Origin of the sequence: Achromobacter sp. Marseille-Q4954 (genome assembly GCF_943737025.1) — a bacterium.
Classification (GTDB): domain Bacteria; phylum Pseudomonadota; class Gammaproteobacteria; order Burkholderiales; family Burkholderiaceae_B; genus Achromobacter; species Achromobacter bronchisepticus_A.
In genome coordinates this window covers 2,857,444-2,873,362 of sequence record NZ_CALSFQ010000001.1, presented here as the reverse complement: position 1 = coordinate 2,873,362, position 15,919 = coordinate 2,857,444, and the positions used below count along the sequence as shown (strand labels likewise).

Here is a 15,919-nt window from a genome sequence, read left to right as displayed (position 1 = left end):
AAAGTCCTTGCCGCCACCGATAGCCGTGCGCCGGCAACTGCTGGCGCGGGCGCTCGCCATGCAAGCCCTGTGCGCGGCTGGCGCGGCGCACGCCCACACCGGACAGGCCGAACCGGACCACAGCCTGCTTGCCGATCGGCCGACCCGTCCCGCGCCGGCCCAGCCGGGCTGGCTCGTCGCCGTCGACAACTGGCAGACGCTGGAAGGCGGCGCCAACACGGCCCGCATCAAGCAACGCACCACCGGCGTGTATGGCGGCGGCGAATTCGATGCCGGCGCCGGCTGGCGCCTGGGCGGCGCGCTGGGCGCCACCCGCAGCCGGGTCCGCATCGACGCGGCCGATGCACGGCTGGACGTGTACAGCTATACCGCGGGGATCTATGGCAAGAGGTCGTTCGACGCGGGCCCGGGCAAGCTGAACCTGCTGACGGCCGCCTCCTACACCTGGCACGACATCGACACCCGGCGGCATTTCGAGATGCCCGGCATCGCCCGGCAGACCTTGACCGCCGACTTCAGCGCCTACACCGCGCAGGCCTTCTCGGAACTGGGTTACGAGCTGGCACTGTCGCCACGCGCCGCCATCGAACCGTTCGCCGGCTTGGCCGTGCGCAATGTGCGCACGCGCAGCTTCAGCGAATCGGGCGGTTCCACGGCGCTCTCGGGCGACGCGGGACGGATCCGGCAGACCACCACCACGCTGGGGCTGCGCGGCCAGACCGGCTTCGCGCTCGGCCCCACCTTCGGCAAGCTGCATGCGACGCTGGGCTGGCGCCGGGCCTTCGGCGACGTGCAGCCGGAAACCACCCTGGTGCTGGACGGCGGTAGCGTGCTGTCGGTGGCCGGCGCGCCCATCGCCCGGTCCGCCGCGCTGGCGGGCGCGGGCCTGGAAATCGCCGTGTCGCGCTCGGCCGTCATCGGCCTGGCCTACGGCGGCCAGTATGGCGGCGGCAACCGCGAGCACACTGGCTCGCTGAGCCTGCGATGGGCCTTCGGCAACCTCTGAAAGCCGCAGCCCTTTCGCCTTAGAATTACGCACTCAGACTGCGCCCTTCCTCTTTCATCATGGCCGACTCCCCCAAGCCCCTCAGCGCCATCGCCTATGGCGTCGCCACGCTGGCCGCCGACGGCGCCATCCTGGACACCTGGTATCCGCGTCCCTCGCTGGCCGACAACTCGCCGGCCACCGGCACCCGCCACCTGTCGCCCGAGGAAGCCCGCGCCGCGCTGGGCGAACACGTGCCCACCGCCCTGGTCCGCGACACCCGCCGCAAGGTCGACATCGTCGCCGTGCGTACCGCGATCTCGTCGCTGGACGAACCGCCGGTCGATGCGCACGACGCCTATCTGCGCCTGCACCTGCTCAGCCACCGCTTGATCCGCCCGCACGACGCCAACCTGGACGGCCTGTTCAATGTGCTGGCCAACGTGGCCTGGACCTCGGCCGGCCCCTGCGCGGTGGATCAGGTGGATGCGCTGCGCTGGCACCTGCGCGCCTCTGGCCAGATCCTGGAAATCCGCGGCGTGGACAAGATTCCCCGCATGACCGACTACGTCATGCCCGGCGGCGTGCGCATCGCCGACACCGCGCGCGTGCGCCTGGGCGCGCATCTGTCGCCCGGCACCACGGTGCTGCATGAAGGCTTCTGCAATTTCAACGCCGGCACGCTGGGCGCGTCCATGGTCGAAGGCCGCATCAGCGCCGGCGTCATCGTCGACGACGGCAGCGACATCGGCGGCGGCGCATCCATCATGGGCACCATGTCGGGCGGCGGCAAGCAGGTGGTGTCCATCGGCAAGCGCTGTCTGCTGGGCGCCAACTCGGGCATCGGCATTTCGCTGGGCGACGACTGCGTGGTGGAAGCCGGCTGCTACATCACCGCCGGCACGCGCGTGCTGACGCCGGAAGGCGCGGTGGTGAAGGCCACCTCGCTGGCGGGCCAGCAAGGCCTGCTGTTCCGCCGCAATTCGCAGACCGGCGCCGTGGAGTGCCTGGTGCGCACCGCCGCCTGGGGCACGCTGAATCCGGCCCTGCATACGGGGCACTGAACCCCGGCTCAGGCTCCTGGCGGCACCGGCACAAACGGATAGTGCGCCACCGTGCCGCCGCCCGCGATGATGGCGGTGGCTTCGGGCACTTCCTCCCAGGCGCCGGGCATCTCGGTCAAGGGCTCCGACAGCAGCATGAAGGCGTCATCATCCAACGCCGCGATCTGCGGATTGTCGGGATACAGCTGGCGCAGATGGCGCACGCAGGTGTTGTGGAACAGCGTGCGCGAATCGGCCTCGCTGGAATAGCGCACGGCGATCAGGCGCTGGCCGTCCAGCGCGCAGACCGTCATGTTGATGGGCTGCGCCACGCCATGCCGCCTGCCGGTCTCTTCCACCGCGCCCACCATGCGAGCCAGCGCCGCCAGCGGGTCTTCCTCAAGGCCGAAGCTCAAGGCCAGCAGGAACATCACCTCGGAATCCGTGGACCCTTCCAGCGACCCGAAATAGGCCGGCGCGATCATCAGCATCAGGTCGCGCCTGAGCAGCGGATAGTCGCGGATGACGCCGTTGTGCACGAACAGCCACTGGCCATGGCGAAACGGATGGCAGTTGGTTTCCTGCGCGGGCGTGTCGGTGGCGGCGCGGATGTGCGCCACGAACAGCGGCGCATGGATTGCGCGCGCGGCCTCGCGCAGATTGCGGTCGTTCCAGGCCGGATGCACGCTGCGGTAGCGGAACGGCGGCTCGAGCGGCTGGCCTTCGTGTTGACGGCCATACCAGCCCAGCCCGAAGCCGTCGCCATTGGTGGTGGTGGCGCCCAGCCGCGAGTGCAGGCTCTGGTCGATCAGGGAGTGCTTGGCCTTGAACAGCACGCTCTCCATCTGTATGGGACTACCGGTATAAGCCAGCCAGCGACACATGGCGCGCTCCTTCGATCCACGGGGTTGCCGCGCCCCGGACCGCGGGGCGGGCGCAGTCCAGTGTAGGAGCAGGCCGCGGCTTTCCACAAGCCGCCGCCCCGCCCCTATTTCTTCAGCAGCGCCTTGAGCATGGCCATGCGCTCCTTGGGATTCATCGCGGCGGTAGCCGCGTCTTCCTGCATGCGCACATCGCCCAGGCCCATTTCCTCGATGAAGCGCGAAGGCTCGCGCACCAGGTCCTCGCGCGCCCGGCGGCGGCGCTTGCACCAGCTCAGGTTCAGGCTGCGCTGCGCGCGCGTGATGCCCACGTACATCAGCCGGCGCTCTTCCTGGATGCGCGAAGCCAGGTTCTCGGCCGCGCGCGCCGGGTCGCCGACCTCGTCGTCCTTGCCCAGGTGCGGCAGCAAGCCTTCCTCGACGCCCGCGAGGTACACGTGCGGATACTCCAGCCCCTTGGAGGCATGCAGGGTGGACATCTTCACGGCATCGGGCTCTTCTTCCTCGCCGCGCTCCAGCATGGTGACCAGCGCCACGTGCTGCACCAGATCGAAGAGCGTCATGTTGTCTTCTTCGGCCTTGCGCTTGAGCCATCCGGTCAGCTCCAGCACGTTCTGCCAGCGCGTCTGCGCGGGCCGCTCTTCGAACAGCTCATACAGATGGCGTTCGTACTGGATGGCCTCCAGCAGATCGTCCAGCAGCACGCCCGCGGGCTCGGACGGCGCGGCGCTCTTGGCATCGGCCGCGCCGCGGCCGGCGCGCCATTGCATGCGGCGGATGAACTCGGTGAAGGTGCGCAGCGGCTCCAACTGCCGTGGCGCCAGCAGGCTTTCCAGGCCGGTCTCGGCCACAGCCGCCAGCAGGGACAGTTCACGGCTGGCGGCGTACTGCCCCAGCGTCTGCAAGGTGGCCTGGCCGATGCCGCGCTTGGGCGTGGTGGCCGCGCGGATGAAGGCCGGATCGTCGTCGTCGTTGGCCAGGATGCGCAGATAGGCCAGCACGTCGCGCACTTCGGTCTTGTCGAAAAAACTCTGGCCGCCCGAAATCGTGTACGGAATCTTCAGGTTGCGCAGCGCCTGTTCCAGGATGCGCGACTGATGGTTGCTGCGGTACAGGATGGCGAAATCCTTCCACTGCGCTTGGCGCTCGAAGCGCGACGCCGACACCTTCATGGCGATGGATTCGGCCTCCTGTTCCTCGCCGTCCATGGCCGACACCAGGATGGGTTCGCCCACCCCCAGCTCGGACCACAGTTTCTTGTCGAACAGCTTGGGATTCTTTTCGATCACCTGGTTCGCGGCCGCCAGAATGCGCTGCACCGAACGGTAGTTCTGCTCCAGTTTGATGAGCTTGATGTTGGGGTAGTCGGTGGTCAGCTTGGCCAGGTTTTCGATGGTCGCGCCGCGCCAGGCGTAGATCGCCTGGTCGTCATCGCCGACCGCCGTGAACATGGCGCGCGAGCCCGTCAGCAACTGCACCAGGCGGTACTGGCACACGTTGGTGTCCTGGTACTCGTCCACCAGCAGATAGCGCACGCGGTTCTGCCAGCGGGTGCGCACTTCTTCGTTGTTGGCCAGCAGCAGCGCCGGGATGCGGATCAGGTCGTCGAAGTCCACCGCCTGGTAGGCGGCCAGCGTGGCGGCGTAGCTGCGGTAGACGTTGGCCGCTTCCACGTCGGCCGGCGTGATGGCCTCGCGCGCGGCATCGTCCGGTTCCATCAAGCCGTTCTTCCACAGCGAGATGATGCCCTGCACGTGGCGCAGACGGGCCTTGTCGGTAGTGTTCAGCAGTTCCTGGATGATGGCCATGGCATCGTCGGCGTCCAGGATCGAAAACGTCGGCTTCAGCCCCGCATTGCGCGCTTCCTCGCGCAGCATCTTCACACCCAGCGAATGGAAGGTGCTGATGATCAGGCCCTTGGACAGCTTGCGGTCCACCAGGGTCTTCACGCGCTCATCCATCTCGCGCGCGGCCTTGTTGGTGAAGGTCAGCGCCACCACGTTGCGCCCCATGTAGCCGCATTCGCGCAGCAGGTAGGCGATCTTCTGCGTGATCACGCGCGTCTTGCCGCTGCCGGCGCCGGCCAGCACCAGGCAGGGGCCGTCCAGGTACAGCACCGCTTCGCGTTGAGCGGGGTTCATGCCTTGGGCTATAGGTTCGCTGGCGGACATTTGAGTCAGGTGATCATGCATCGCGGCGGCCGCATTGAAGCTGCGGCCAGCAAGCACGGAGCTTGCGGCCGCCCGTCAGCGGGCCGGTAACACGCGAGAAAAAGGGGACGGGCGCAGCCGCCGCAGCGGGCCTGCCGCGCCGGCGCGATAGAGGAGAAAGATCATAGAACAATCGGATCGACGGCGCATTGGCCCCGGCCGCGGCCGATCAGATTTCCAGCGGATCGACTTCCAGTTGCCAGCGCACGCGCGCTTCGTTGGCCAAGTACGGCAGGTGATGCGACCAGGACGTCAGGAAGGCCTGCAAGGCCGGCCTGCTGCTGCTTTCGGCCAGCAGCTGCGCACGCTCGATATTGGCCACGCGTACCACGCGCAGCGGCACCGGGTCGTACAGCATAATGGCGTCCAGGCCCGGGAAGTCGGCCGCCCACTCGCCTTCCGGCAAGGCCCGCGCCCGCTCCAGGAACTCCAGCGCCACCTTCAGCTCGCGCGCCTCGGCGGTCAGCAGGGCTTGGTAAACGAAAGGCGGCAGGCCGGTGCTTTCCCGCTCGTGCAGGGCATGGCGGGCAAAGCCCGCGTAATCGTGCCGCAGCAACGCCTGGTAGACCGGCTGCTCAGGGTAGTTGGTCTGTATCAGCACCTCGCCGTTGCCTTGATGGCGGCCGGCGCGGCCCGCCACCTGCATCAGCTGCGCGAACAAACGCTCCGGCGCGCGGAAGTCGTGCGCGAACAGCATGGAATCCGCGTTCAGCACGCCCACCAGTCCCAGGCGCGCGAAGTCGTGGCCCTTGGCCACCATCTGCGTGCCGACCAGGATGTCCACCTCGCCGGCATGCACCGAGGCGAACAGCGCTTCGGCGCTGCCCTTCTTGCGCGTGCTGTCGGCGTCGATGCGCAGGATGCGCGCCTCGGGAAACAACTCCGCCAGATGCTCCTCGACCCGCTGCGTGCCGCGTCCCATCGGCGCCAGGTCCTGGTCGCCGCATTCGGGGCAGGCGCGCGGCACGGGGGCCTGATAGCCGCAGTGATGGCATTGCAGGCGATGGCCGCGGCCGTCGGTGCGGTGCAGGACGGTGAACGCGGTGCAACGCGGGCAATTGCTGACCCAGGCGCAAGACTGGCAATGCAGCACCGGCGAATAGCCGCGGCGGTTCAGGAAGATGAGCGACTGTTCCTTGCGTTCCAGACGCTGCCCGATGGCGTCCAGCAACTGCGGCGACATGCCCTGCTTCAGTTGCAGGCGCCGCGTGTCGATCAGGCGCATGGACGGCAGGCTGCTGGCGCGCGCGCGGCCCGGCAGGGTCAGTCGCAGGTAGCGGCCGCGCTCGGCATGCTGCCAGGTCTCCAGGGACGGCGTGGCCGACCCCAGCACCACCGGGATATTCAGGTCATGGGCGCGCCACACCGCCAGGTCGCGCGCCGAATAGCGCAAGCCGTCCTGCTGCTTGTAGGACGCGTCGTGTTCTTCGTCCACCACGATCAGGCCCAACTGGCTCAAGGGCGCGAACACCGACATGCGCGTGCCCAGCAACATGCGGGCCTCGCCGCGCTGGGCGCGGGTCCAGGCCTGCAGGCGTTCGCCATCGGACAGGCCGCTATGCATGACCGCCAGGCCGTCCGGTCCGACCAGCGCCTCCAGGCGCGCGCGCAGCGCGCCTTCGAGCTGCGGCGTCAGGTTGATTTCGGGCACCATCAGCAACACCTGGCGTCCCGCCGCCAACACCCTTTCGGCCGCGCGCAGGTACACCTCGGTCTTGCCGCTGCCCGTCACGCCGTGCAACAGCACGGGCTTGAACCCGTCCAGCGCGCCGATGGCGTCCACCGCCTCGCGCTGGGCGTCGTTGAGTTCCGGCGGCTGATCCGCCTGGGCCGGCGCGCGCACCGCCTTGCGCTTGCGCCCGTCCAGGCGCGCCACGGGTCCGCCGGCCGAGCGCTTGCCCTGGTAGGCCGTGGGCTTGCGCAGCGGCGGCGGCAGCGTGGGCAGCATCACCTCGCCCAGCGGCCGCTGATAGTAGTCGGCGGCAAAGCGGGCCAGACGCAGCCAGTCCTCGTCGAAAGGCGGCAGGTCATCCAGCACCTCTTCGATCGGCCGGATCTGCTTGGGGTCGAAAGACGGCTCCGCCGGGTTGTCCACCACCACGCCAATCAGCTTGCGGCGGCCGAACGGCACGATGACCCGCAGGCCCACCGTCACCGGCGCGTCGCTGCGGTAATCGAAGGGGCCGGGCAAGGGCACGTCCAGCGCCACCCGCACCCAGCAGACCGCTGGGGTCGTATTCGGCTGCGCTTCAGACATGGGAGCTAGGACGGAGCATGTAGACGGATGATCCCGGATGATGCCGGCGCGCTCCATTTTCCGCCTGTGGATAACTTTGGGGAAAAGGCTGGAGCAACATCGAAAATTGGAATTTGACAAGATTGCGCAAACTTGCGAAATCTTGTTGAAAACCCTAATTTAATCATTAAAAACAATGACTTATTAGAGCTTCCGAGATTGTAAACTAGCATCTAAAGGGTTTTCCCCGAGAGCAATCTTGCTGTGCACAAGTGTCCCCGGGGACCCTCCTGCTCCGGCCCTGTAGACCGAAGCGTTCACTCACTTACCCCCGCAGCGAACGGCTGTGCTGATGGACTTCATCAACCAATTCGGCTACGGCTTCTGGCGGAGTAAAGCGGGAAATACCGTGTCCCAGGTTGAACACATGGCCGCCCTTGCCCACCGGTCCAAACGCGTCCAGCACGCGCCGCGCCTCGGCACGGATGGCGGGTCCGCCGCCGAACAAGGCCATGGGGTCGAGGTTGCCCTGGAACGCGACCGAGTCCCCGGTGCGGCGCCGCGCGGCGGCCAGATCCACCGTCCAGTCCAGGCCCACGGCATCGGCGCCGCAAGCGGCGATCTGTTCCAGCCACTGGCCGCCGCCCTTGGTAAAGACGATGGCCGGCACGCGGCGGCCTTCGTGTTCGCGGGTCAGCCCGGCCACGACCTTGCGGGTGTAGGCCAGCGAGAACTGCTGGAACAGGCCATCCGCCAGCACGCCGCCCCAGCTGTCGAACAGCATCACGGCTTGGGCGCCGGCGGCGATCTGCGCGTTCAAGTACTGCAACGTGGCTTCGGCGTTGATTTCGAGGATGCGGTGCAGCAAGTCGGGACGCGCGTACAGCAGCGTCTTGATCAGGCGGTAGTCGTCGCTGCCCTGGCCTTCCACCATGTAGCAGGCGATGGTCCAGGGGCTGCCGGCAAAGCCGATCAGCGGCACCTTGCCGTCCAGGTCGCGCCGGATCGTGCGCACGGCATCGAACACGTAGCGCAGCTTGTCCATGTCCGGCACTTCCAGGCGCGCCACGTCTTCTTCGGTACGCACCGGACGGGCGAAGCGCGGGCCCTCGCCTTCGGCGAAGTCCAGGCCCAGGCCCATGGCGTGCGGCACCGTCAGGATGTCCGAGAACAGGATCGCTGCGTCCAGGTCGAAACGCTCCAGCGGCTGCAACGTGACTTCCGAAGCGTAGTCCGGGTTCTGAGCAAGGCCCATGAAGGAACCCGCGCGGGCCCGCGTCTGGCGGTACTCAGGCAGGTAGCGGCCGGCCTGGCGCATCAGCCAGATCGGGGTGTAGGGCACGGGCTCGCGCAGCAGCGAGCGCAAGAACACATCGTTCTTCAGTACGGAAGCAGACACGACTATCCTCGATGATCGGAAGCCGTGATTTTACTTCCCCTGGCTGACAAGTCGCAGCCAGGCTCTGCGCCGCACTTGCCGCCGCGCAAGCGGGGCGCTTTCCGGGGCAAGACGGCGCGCGTGACGTCCCGCTGGCTGGCCCCGCGCCGACCAGTTGGCCACCGCCCCGTCGTTTCAGGCTCCCCGCTCCTGCGCGGCCTGCCGGTACGGCGCCGCCTCGATGCCGTGCTTGCGCATCAGGGCCCAGAACGCCCGCCGATGCTTGCAGCACGCCCGCGCCGCCTGCGCCACGTTGCCGCCATGGCGCGACAGCGCATGCCGGATATAGTCGCGCTCGAAGCCGTCCACCACTCGCGCCTTCGCGATCCGGAAGGATTCGTGCGAAGGCCGCGGGTGCTGCTTGCGCATGCCCGACAAGGCTTGCTCGACCTGATCCGCCGGCACCCGCGAGCGCAGGACAGCGTGCCTCGACACCCCGTCCGCACCCAACTGGGGCTGCGCCTCGCGATAGGCCGTCGCGGGCTCGCGGATATCCGTCCGCGCCAAGCCTCGCCCTTGCGCCGCGCCGGCCAGGCGGCCGAGCCGCACCCGCATGCTCTCCAGGCAGGCCGGCTGCATGATGAAATCCGACGCGCCCAGGCTCAGCAGGTCTTCGATGGCGGGCGCCTTCACATCGGAGACCAGCAACAGCACCGGCGTGCTCAACGCGCTGCCCGCTTGTTGCAGGGCCATCCGCGTCCAGGAGAGCGATGGCGGCGCCACCGGCAGGATGCAGCAGTCGTAGCGCCTGAGCGCCACCGCCAGCCGCGCCAACGCCTGCACGTCCGCTTCCTGGCCTTCGGCCTGCGCATGGGCATCGCTCTGCGCGCCGGATGCGGCATCGCGTGCCGCCACGCCGGGGGCCGCATAGCGCACCGGACTCAGCGACACCAGATGCAGCCGCACACGCGTCTGCCTGGCCGGGTGCAGCGCGACCAGGTCGCGCATCGGCCCATCGTGGCCGGGCGCCAGCAGTACCCCGCAATCCAGGACTTCTCGCACGCTTCCCCCTACGCTTGACTAGGAAGACTGAAGGCTACTGTTGCAACCGCCTTGCAGCTATTCGTAGTGATCGCATTGCGGCTCGCACAAAGGGCGGCGCGGCGGACGTTCACGTGGACATGAAAAACACGAGCATGAAAAAAGCGGCCCGGAGGCCGCTTCTTTCGATTCCGGAGCGAACCCCGGGGCACAGCTTCGCCGCTTAGTGCGAACGGCCGCCTTGGCGCAGCTTGCGCGCCGCGATGGCTTGCGCAGCCAGCATGGCGAGTTCCGCTTCGACCACGGCGATGTCCGCCTTGTCCTTGGCGTTGGCCAGGGCCTGTTCGGCCTTCTGGCGCGCTTCCAGGGCGCGGGCTTCGTCCAGGTCGGCGGCACGGATAGCCGTGTCGGCCAGAACCGTCACGCTGCCCGGCTGCACTTCCAGAATGCCCCCGGCGACGAAGATGTTTTCCTCGCCTTGGTCGGCACGAACGATCTTGACCGTCCCGGGGCGTATGCGCGAAATCAGCGGGGTGTGGCCGGGCAGAATGCCCAGTTCACCCGCTTCGCCAGGCAGCACCACGAACTTCGCCTCACCGGAGAAGATCGCTTCCTCTGCGCTGACGACATCCACATGCAGGGTAGCCATATCGGTTCCTTATTGCAGTTTCTTGGCCTTCTCGAAGGCCTCGTCGATCGAGCCGACCATGTAGAAGGCCTGTTCCGGCAGCGCATCGCACTCGCCGTTCACGATCATCTTGAAACCACGGATGGTTTCGGCCAGCGGAACGTACTTGCCGGGCGAACCGGTGAACACTTCTGCAACGTGGAACGGCTGCGACAGGAAGCGCTGGATCTTACGGGCGCGGGCCACGGCCTGCTTGTCTTCCGGCGACAGTTCGTCCATGCCCAGAATCGCGATGATGTCGCGCAGTTCCTTGTAGCGCTGCAGCGTTTGCTGCACGCCACGGGCAACGGCGTAGTGCTCTTCGCCGACGACTTGCGGGTCGAGCTGGCGGCTGGACGAATCCAGCGGGTCCACGGCCGGGTAGATACCCAGGGCGGCGATGTCACGCGACAGCACGACGGTGGAGTCCAAATGCTGGAAGGTCGTGGCAGGCGACGGGTCGGTCAAGTCGTCCGCAGGGACGTACACGGCCTGGATCGAGGTGATCGAGCCGGTCTTGGTCGACGTGATGCGCTCTTGCAGCTTGCCCATTTCTTCAGCCAGCGTGGGCTGGTAGCCCACCGCCGACGGCATACGGCCCAGCAGTGCCGACACTTCGGTACCGGCCAGGGTGTAGCGGTAGATGTTGTCCACGAAGAACAGGATGTCGCGGCCTTCGTCGCGGAACTTCTCGGCCATGGTCAGGCCGGTCAGCGCCACGCGCAGACGGTTGCCCGGGGGTTCGTTCATCTGACCGAACACCATCGCAACCTTGTCCAGAACGTTCGACTCTTCCATTTCATGGTAGAAGTCGTTGCCTTCGCGGGTACGCTCGCCCACGCCGGCGAACACCGACAAGCCGCTGTGCTGCTTGGCGATGTTGTTGATCAGTTCCATCATGTTGACGGTCTTGCCCACGCCGGCGCCGCCGAACAGGCCGACCTTGCCGCCCTTGGCGAACGGGCAAACCAGGTCAATAACCTTGATGCCGGTTTCCAGCAGTTCCACCGACGGCGACAGTTCGTCGAAACGGGGAGCCGCTTGGTGAATACCGCGCTTTTCGTCGTGCTGGATCGGGCCGGCTTCGTCGATGGGACGACCCAGCACGTCCATGATGCGGCCGAGCGTGCCGGTGCCGACGGGCACCGAGATCGGGGCGCCCGTGCCGGTGACCTTCATGCCGCGGCGCAGGCCGTCGCTGGAGCCCAGCGCAATGGTACGCACCACGCCGTCGCCCAGCTGTTGCTGCACTTCCAGCGTCAGACCCTTTTCGGCGAACGAGGAACCCTCGTCGGCCAGGGTGAGCGCTTCGTAAATCTTGGGCATGTGATCGCGGGGGAACTGAATATCCACCACGGCGCCGATGCACTGAACGATGGTTCCGTTGCTCATGTCGATTCCTTGCTTGATAGCTTGTGACGGGATGCTGCCTGCCTCAAACGGCGGCAGCGCCCCCTACGATTTCCGAAATTTCTTTGGTGATCGCGGCCTGACGGGTCTTGTTGTAGACCAGTTGCAGATCGCCGATGACCTTCTTGGCGTTGTCCGACGCCGCCTTCATGGCGACCATCCGGGCCGACTGCTCCGAAGCCATGTTCTCGGCCACGGCTTGGTACAGCAGGCCTTCAACGTAACGCTGCAGCAGGTCGTCGATCACGCTACGGGCGTCGGGTTCGTAGATGTAATCCCAGCTGTAGTCCGACTTCACTTCCGAGGTCTTGGCCAGGCTATCAGCGCCCGTCTGGTACGGATCATCCAAACCGCTGGCCAGAGGCAGCAGGCGCAAGAACAGCGGCTCCTGCTTCATCGTGTTGACGAAGCGGGTCGAAGCCACGTACAGCGCGTCGATGCGGCCTTCCAGGTAGGCGTCCAGCTGCACCTTGATCGCGCCCAACAGGCGGTCGAGTTGCGGCTTGTCGCCCAGTTGCACTTCCTGGGAAACCAGTTTGGCGCCGATGCGCGTCAGCACGCCCACGCCCTTGTTGCCGAAAGCGGTCGCTTGCACGGCGATGCCGTTCTTCTCGAACTCTTTCAGCTTGCCCAACGTCACGCGGGTGATGTTGGTGTTCAAGCCGCCGCACAGGCCCTTGTCGGTCGTGACCATGATCACGCCGACCGCCTTGACTTCGCGTTCGACCAGGTACGGGTGGCTGTACTCGGGGTTGGCCTGCATCAGGTGCGCAGCAATCTCGCGCACCTTGGTGGCGTACGGACGGCCAGCACGCATCCGCTCCTGCGCCTTGCGCATCTTGGATGCGGCGACCATTTCCATCGCCTTGGTGATCTTGCGCGTGTTTTGCACGCTCTTGATCTTGGTTCGGATTTCCTTAATTCCGGGCATTGCGCTTTCCTGTGAAGACTGGCCGATGGGTTCCGCTGGCGCCTCATCCATCCGGGAAGGATGGGTGAGGCGTCGCGGACGCCTAACCCATCACTTTCTTAAAAAGCACCGTGCTTCTTGAATTCCTGGATGGCGGCGGCCAATTCGGCTTCGTCATCCTTGGACAGTTCCTTGGTGTCTTCGATGCGCTGGATCAGGGCCGCATGCTTGGCCTTCAGTTGATCCTTCAGCGACTTCTCGAACGACAGCACTTGGGCCACGTCCACTTCATCCAGGTAGCCGTTGTTGACCGTGTACAGCGTGACGGCCAGTTCCCACACTTGCAGCGGCTGGTATTGCGGCTGCTTGAGCAGTTCCACCACGCGCTTGCCGCGTTCCAGCTGGCGACGGGTCGCGTCGTCCAGGTCGGAAGCGAACTGCGCGAAGGCGGCCAGTTCACGGTACTGCGCCAGGTCGGTACGGATACCGCCGGACAGCTTCTTGACGACCTTGGTCTGAGCAGCGCCACCCACACGCGACACCGAGATACCGGCGTTGATTGCGGGGCGGACACCGGCGTTGAACAGGTCGGTTTCCAGGAAGATCTGGCCGTCGGTGATCGAGATCACGTTGGTCGGAACGAAGGCCGACACGTCGCCTGCCTGGGTTTCGATGATCGGCAGCGCGGTCAGCGAGCCGGTCTTGCCCTTGACGGCGCCGTTGGTGAACTTCTCGACGTACTCTTCGTTCACGCGGGCAGCGCGTTCCAGCAGGCGCGAGTGCAGGTAGAACACGTCGCCCGGGTAGGCTTCGCGGCCCGGCGGACGACGCAGCAGCAGCGACACTTGGCGATAGGCCCAGGCTTGCTTGGTCAGGTCGTCATAAACGATCAGGGCGTCTTCGCCGCGGTCGCGGAAGTATTCGCCCATCGTGCAGCCGGCGTAGGCGGCCAGGTACTGCATGGCGGCCGAGTCGGAGGCCGAAGCGGCCACGACGATGGTGTATTCCATCGCGCCGTGCTCTTCCAGCTTGCGCACCACGTTGTTGATCGTCGAAGCCTTCTGGCCGATAGCGACGTACACGCAGGTGACGCCCTTGCCCTTCTGGCTGATGATCGTGTCGACAGCGACGGCGGTCTTGCCGGTCTGGCGGTCGCCAATGATCAGTTCGCGCTGGCCGCGGCCGATCGGCACCATCGAGTCGATAGCCTTGATGCCGGTTTGCAGCGGCTGCGACACCGAGCGGCGGGCGATAACGCCAGGCGCCACTTTTTCGATGATGTCGGTGGCCTTGGCGTTGACCGGGCCCTTGCCGTCGATCGGCTCGCCCAGCGTGTTGACCACGCGGCCTTTCAGTTCGGGACCGACCGGAACTTCCAGAATGCGGCCGGTCGTCTTGACCTGGTCGCCTTCGGAAACGCCGGTGTAGTCGCCGAGAATAACGGCGCCGACGGAATCACGCTCGAGGTTGAGCGCCAGACCGAAAACGTTGTTGGGGAATTCGAGCATTTCGCCCTGCATCACGTCGGACAAGCCGTGGATGCGGGTAATACCGTCGGTCACGGACACGACGGTGCCCTGAGTACGGACATCAGCCGAAGCGCCCAGGCCCTCGATGCGGCTCTTGAGCAGTTCGCTGATCTCGGAGGGATTGAGTTGCATATTGACTCCTGGAATCCTGTTAGTTGCCTTAAGCGGCGAGCTGATCGCGCATGCGGGCCAATTGGGCTTGTACGGAAGTATCGAGCACCTGGTCACCGACGGCCACGCGCACGCCGCCGATCAGCGACGGATCAACGGTGACGCTGGGCTTGAGCTTGAGGCCGAATTTTTGTTCGAGCGCGCTGACCAGCTCTTTGACCTGGGCATCGCTCATTTCGAACGCGCTGGTAATTTCCGCCTGCGCCGTGCCGTCGTGACGATTCCGCAGCACCGCGAATTGCGCGGCGATGTCGGGCAGCAGCAGCAGCCGGTCGTTTTCGACCAGCAGCTCGATGAAATTGCGGGCGGCTTGAGGCAGTTCGGCCTTTACCAGGCCGGAGAACAGCTCGACGCGCTGCTTGTCGCCCAGACGCGGGTCGGCCATGGCCTCGCGCACGTCGGGGTTGGAGGCGACCTGAGCCAGTTCGCTGACCAGATCGGACCAGGCCGGCAAGCCGGCCTTGTCGTCGCGCGCCGCGCTGAAGAGCGCTTCAGCGTAGGGCCGGGCAACAGTGGAAAGTTCAGCCATGACGGTCCCGGATTAAAGCTGCGCGCGGAGCTGGTTGAGCAGCTCGGCGTGTGCGCGGGCGTCAACCTCGCGCTTGAGGATCTGTTCAGCACCCTTGACGGCCAGCGCAGCGACGTCGTCGCGCAGCAGGTCGCGGGCGCGCTGGACTTCCTGCGCGGCATCCTGGGCAGCCTGCGCCACGATGCGGGCGCGTTCGGCTTCCGCTTCACGGCGGGCCTGCTCGATCAGGGAGGCGGCTTGCTTCTCGGCCTCGATGATGCGGGCGTGGTTTTCGGACTTGGCAGAAGCCTCGATCAGACTGACGCGCGCCTGGGCTTGAGCCAAATCGGCTTTGCCCTTCTCGGCGGCGGCCAGGCCGTCGGCGATTTTCTGGCGGCGCTCGTCCATCGCCTTCGTCAGGGGAGGCCACACGAATTTCATCGTGAACCAGCCAAGAACGAAGAACACGAGCATCTGGAAAATGATCGTCGCGTTCAGATTCACGGTCGTTCCTTTAACACCTTGCGGCTCCGACCGCACCCGGAAAGGGGCGTCACGGAGCACTCGATACTTTGCTGGGCGGCGACGGAGCTTGCACCCGCACCGCCGCCAGCGTCATGACCCGCCTTTTCGCCGGCGGGCGGTGCCTTAGCCGACGAACGGGTTGGCGAAGGCGAACAGCATGGCGATACCCACGCCGATCAGGAATGCCGCGTCGATCAGGCCAGCCAGCAGGAACATCTTCGTTTGCAGAGCGTTCATCAGTTCAGGCTGACGAGCCGAGGCTTCCAGATACTTGCCGCCCATCAGTGCGATGCCGATGCAAGCGCCGATAGCGCCCAGACCGATGATAAGACCGCAAGCGAGGGCAACGAAAGCGACGTTGGTCATGACAACTCCTTGGTTAGAAATCTGAAGTCAAAAATTGAAAAATAAGGGGTACTGCTCAA

Annotated in this window: 14 protein-coding genes; 2 read left to right on the top strand and 12 right to left on the bottom strand. The window is 66.0% G+C overall.

Annotation, left to right across the window (positions count from 1 at the left end; genetic code table 11):
• Positions 1-7: 7 nt before the first annotated feature.
• Together NGK62_RS13535 and dapD are read left to right on the top strand one after the other, a co-directional pair.
• Positions 8-1,006, top strand: a complete 999-nt coding sequence (locus NGK62_RS13535) for an autotransporter outer membrane beta-barrel domain-containing protein (protein ID WP_251878661.1) — start codon at positions 8-10, stop codon at positions 1,004-1,006.
• A 59-nt stretch (positions 1,007-1,065) separates the two neighbouring features.
• Positions 1,066-2,049: a 2,3,4,5-tetrahydropyridine-2,6-dicarboxylate N-succinyltransferase gene (gene dapD, locus NGK62_RS13530; protein ID WP_118933379.1), complete on the top strand. Its 984-nt coding sequence runs from the start codon at positions 1,066-1,068 to the stop codon at positions 2,047-2,049.
• Positions 2,050-2,057: 8 nt separating this feature from the next.
• On the opposite strand, the gene NGK62_RS13525 is transcribed toward dapD, so the two are convergent.
• From NGK62_RS13525 to atpE, 12 genes are all read right to left on the bottom strand, one after another.
• A complete protein-coding gene (locus tag NGK62_RS13525) occupies positions 2,058-2,912 on the bottom strand; it encodes a class II glutamine amidotransferase (RefSeq protein ID WP_118933380.1) in 855 nt (284 codons plus the stop codon).
• Between the two features lie 104 nt (positions 2,913-3,016).
• Complete coding sequence (locus NGK62_RS13520; RefSeq protein WP_251878658.1) at positions 3,017-5,080, bottom strand: UvrD-helicase domain-containing protein; 2,064 nt, start codon at positions 5,078-5,080, stop codon at positions 3,017-3,019.
• A gap of 208 nt (positions 5,081-5,288) precedes the next feature.
• Positions 5,289-7,376 (bottom strand): primosomal protein N', encoded by a 2,088-nt coding sequence (locus tag NGK62_RS13515; protein WP_251878656.1) that lies wholly within the window; start codon positions 7,374-7,376, stop codon positions 5,289-5,291.
• A 304-nt stretch (positions 7,377-7,680) separates the two neighbouring features.
• Positions 7,681-8,754 (bottom strand): uroporphyrinogen decarboxylase, encoded by a 1,074-nt coding sequence (gene hemE, locus NGK62_RS13510; protein WP_059377279.1) that lies wholly within the window; start codon positions 8,752-8,754, stop codon positions 7,681-7,683.
• 174 nt (positions 8,755-8,928) lie between these two features.
• Entirely contained in the window at positions 8,929-9,741 is an 813-nt protein-coding gene (locus tag NGK62_RS13505) for a helix-turn-helix domain-containing protein (protein WP_502802973.1), read from the bottom strand.
• 256 nt (positions 9,742-9,997) lie between these two features.
• Complete coding sequence (locus NGK62_RS13500) at positions 9,998-10,423, bottom strand: F0F1 ATP synthase subunit epsilon (RefSeq protein ID WP_013391134.1); 426 nt, start codon at positions 10,421-10,423, stop codon at positions 9,998-10,000.
• Positions 10,424-10,432: 9 nt separating this feature from the next.
• Positions 10,433-11,833: a F0F1 ATP synthase subunit beta gene (atpD, locus tag NGK62_RS13495; RefSeq protein WP_059377274.1), complete on the bottom strand. Its 1,401-nt coding sequence runs from the start codon at positions 11,831-11,833 to the stop codon at positions 10,433-10,435.
• 43 nt (positions 11,834-11,876) lie between these two features.
• Positions 11,877-12,782, bottom strand: a complete 906-nt coding sequence (gene atpG / locus NGK62_RS13490) for a F0F1 ATP synthase subunit gamma (RefSeq protein ID WP_054455186.1) — start codon at positions 12,780-12,782, stop codon at positions 11,877-11,879.
• Between the two features lie 98 nt (positions 12,783-12,880).
• The gene (gene atpA, locus NGK62_RS13485; RefSeq protein ID WP_054455187.1) at positions 12,881-14,422 is read right to left on the bottom strand and encodes a F0F1 ATP synthase subunit alpha; all 1,542 of its coding nucleotides are present in this window, start codon (positions 14,420-14,422) and stop codon (positions 12,881-12,883) included.
• A gap of 28 nt (positions 14,423-14,450) precedes the next feature.
• On the bottom strand, positions 14,451-14,990 hold the full coding sequence (locus tag NGK62_RS13480; RefSeq protein ID WP_059377271.1) for a F0F1 ATP synthase subunit delta: 540 nt from the start codon (positions 14,988-14,990) through the stop codon (positions 14,451-14,453).
• A gap of 12 nt (positions 14,991-15,002) precedes the next feature.
• The gene (locus tag NGK62_RS13475; protein ID WP_013391129.1) at positions 15,003-15,473 is read right to left on the bottom strand and encodes a F0F1 ATP synthase subunit B; all 471 of its coding nucleotides are present in this window, start codon (positions 15,471-15,473) and stop codon (positions 15,003-15,005) included.
• 144 nt (positions 15,474-15,617) lie between these two features.
• Positions 15,618-15,860, bottom strand: coding sequence for a F0F1 ATP synthase subunit C (gene atpE, locus NGK62_RS13470; RefSeq protein WP_003815363.1), 243 nt, complete (start codon positions 15,858-15,860; stop codon positions 15,618-15,620).
• Positions 15,861-15,919 lie beyond the last annotated feature (59 nt).

Bases quoted from the DNA above. Each gene is read 5' to 3' on its own strand.
- dapD (WP_118933379.1), top strand. From the start codon at position 1,066: ATGGCCGACTCCCCCAAGCCCCTCAGCGCCATCGCCTATGGCGTCGCC.
- NGK62_RS13525 (WP_118933380.1), bottom strand. From the start codon at position 2,912: ATGTGTCGCTGGCTGGCTTATACCGGTAGTCCCATACAGATGGAGAGC.
- NGK62_RS13520 (WP_251878658.1), bottom strand. From the start codon at position 5,080: ATGTCCGCCAGCGAACCTATAGCCCAAGGCATGAACCCCGCTCAACGC.
- NGK62_RS13515 (WP_251878656.1), bottom strand. From the start codon at position 7,376: ATGTCTGAAGCGCAGCCGAATACGACCCCAGCGGTCTGCTGGGTGCGG.
- NGK62_RS13505 (WP_502802973.1), bottom strand. From the start codon at position 9,741: ATGCGCGACCTGGTCGCGCTGCACCCGGCCAGGCAGACGCGTGTGCGG.
- NGK62_RS13500 (WP_013391134.1), bottom strand. From the start codon at position 10,423: ATGGCTACCCTGCATGTGGATGTCGTCAGCGCAGAGGAAGCGATCTTC.
- atpD (WP_059377274.1), bottom strand. From the start codon at position 11,833: ATGAGCAACGGAACCATCGTTCAGTGCATCGGCGCCGTGGTGGATATT.
- atpG (WP_054455186.1), bottom strand. From the start codon at position 12,782: ATGCCCGGAATTAAGGAAATCCGAACCAAGATCAAGAGCGTGCAAAAC.
- atpA (WP_054455187.1), bottom strand. From the start codon at position 14,422: ATGCAACTCAATCCCTCCGAGATCAGCGAACTGCTCAAGAGCCGCATC.
- NGK62_RS13480 (WP_059377271.1), bottom strand. From the start codon at position 14,990: ATGGCTGAACTTTCCACTGTTGCCCGGCCCTACGCTGAAGCGCTCTTC.
- atpE (WP_003815363.1), bottom strand. From the start codon at position 15,860: ATGACCAACGTCGCTTTCGTTGCCCTCGCTTGCGGTCTTATCATCGGT.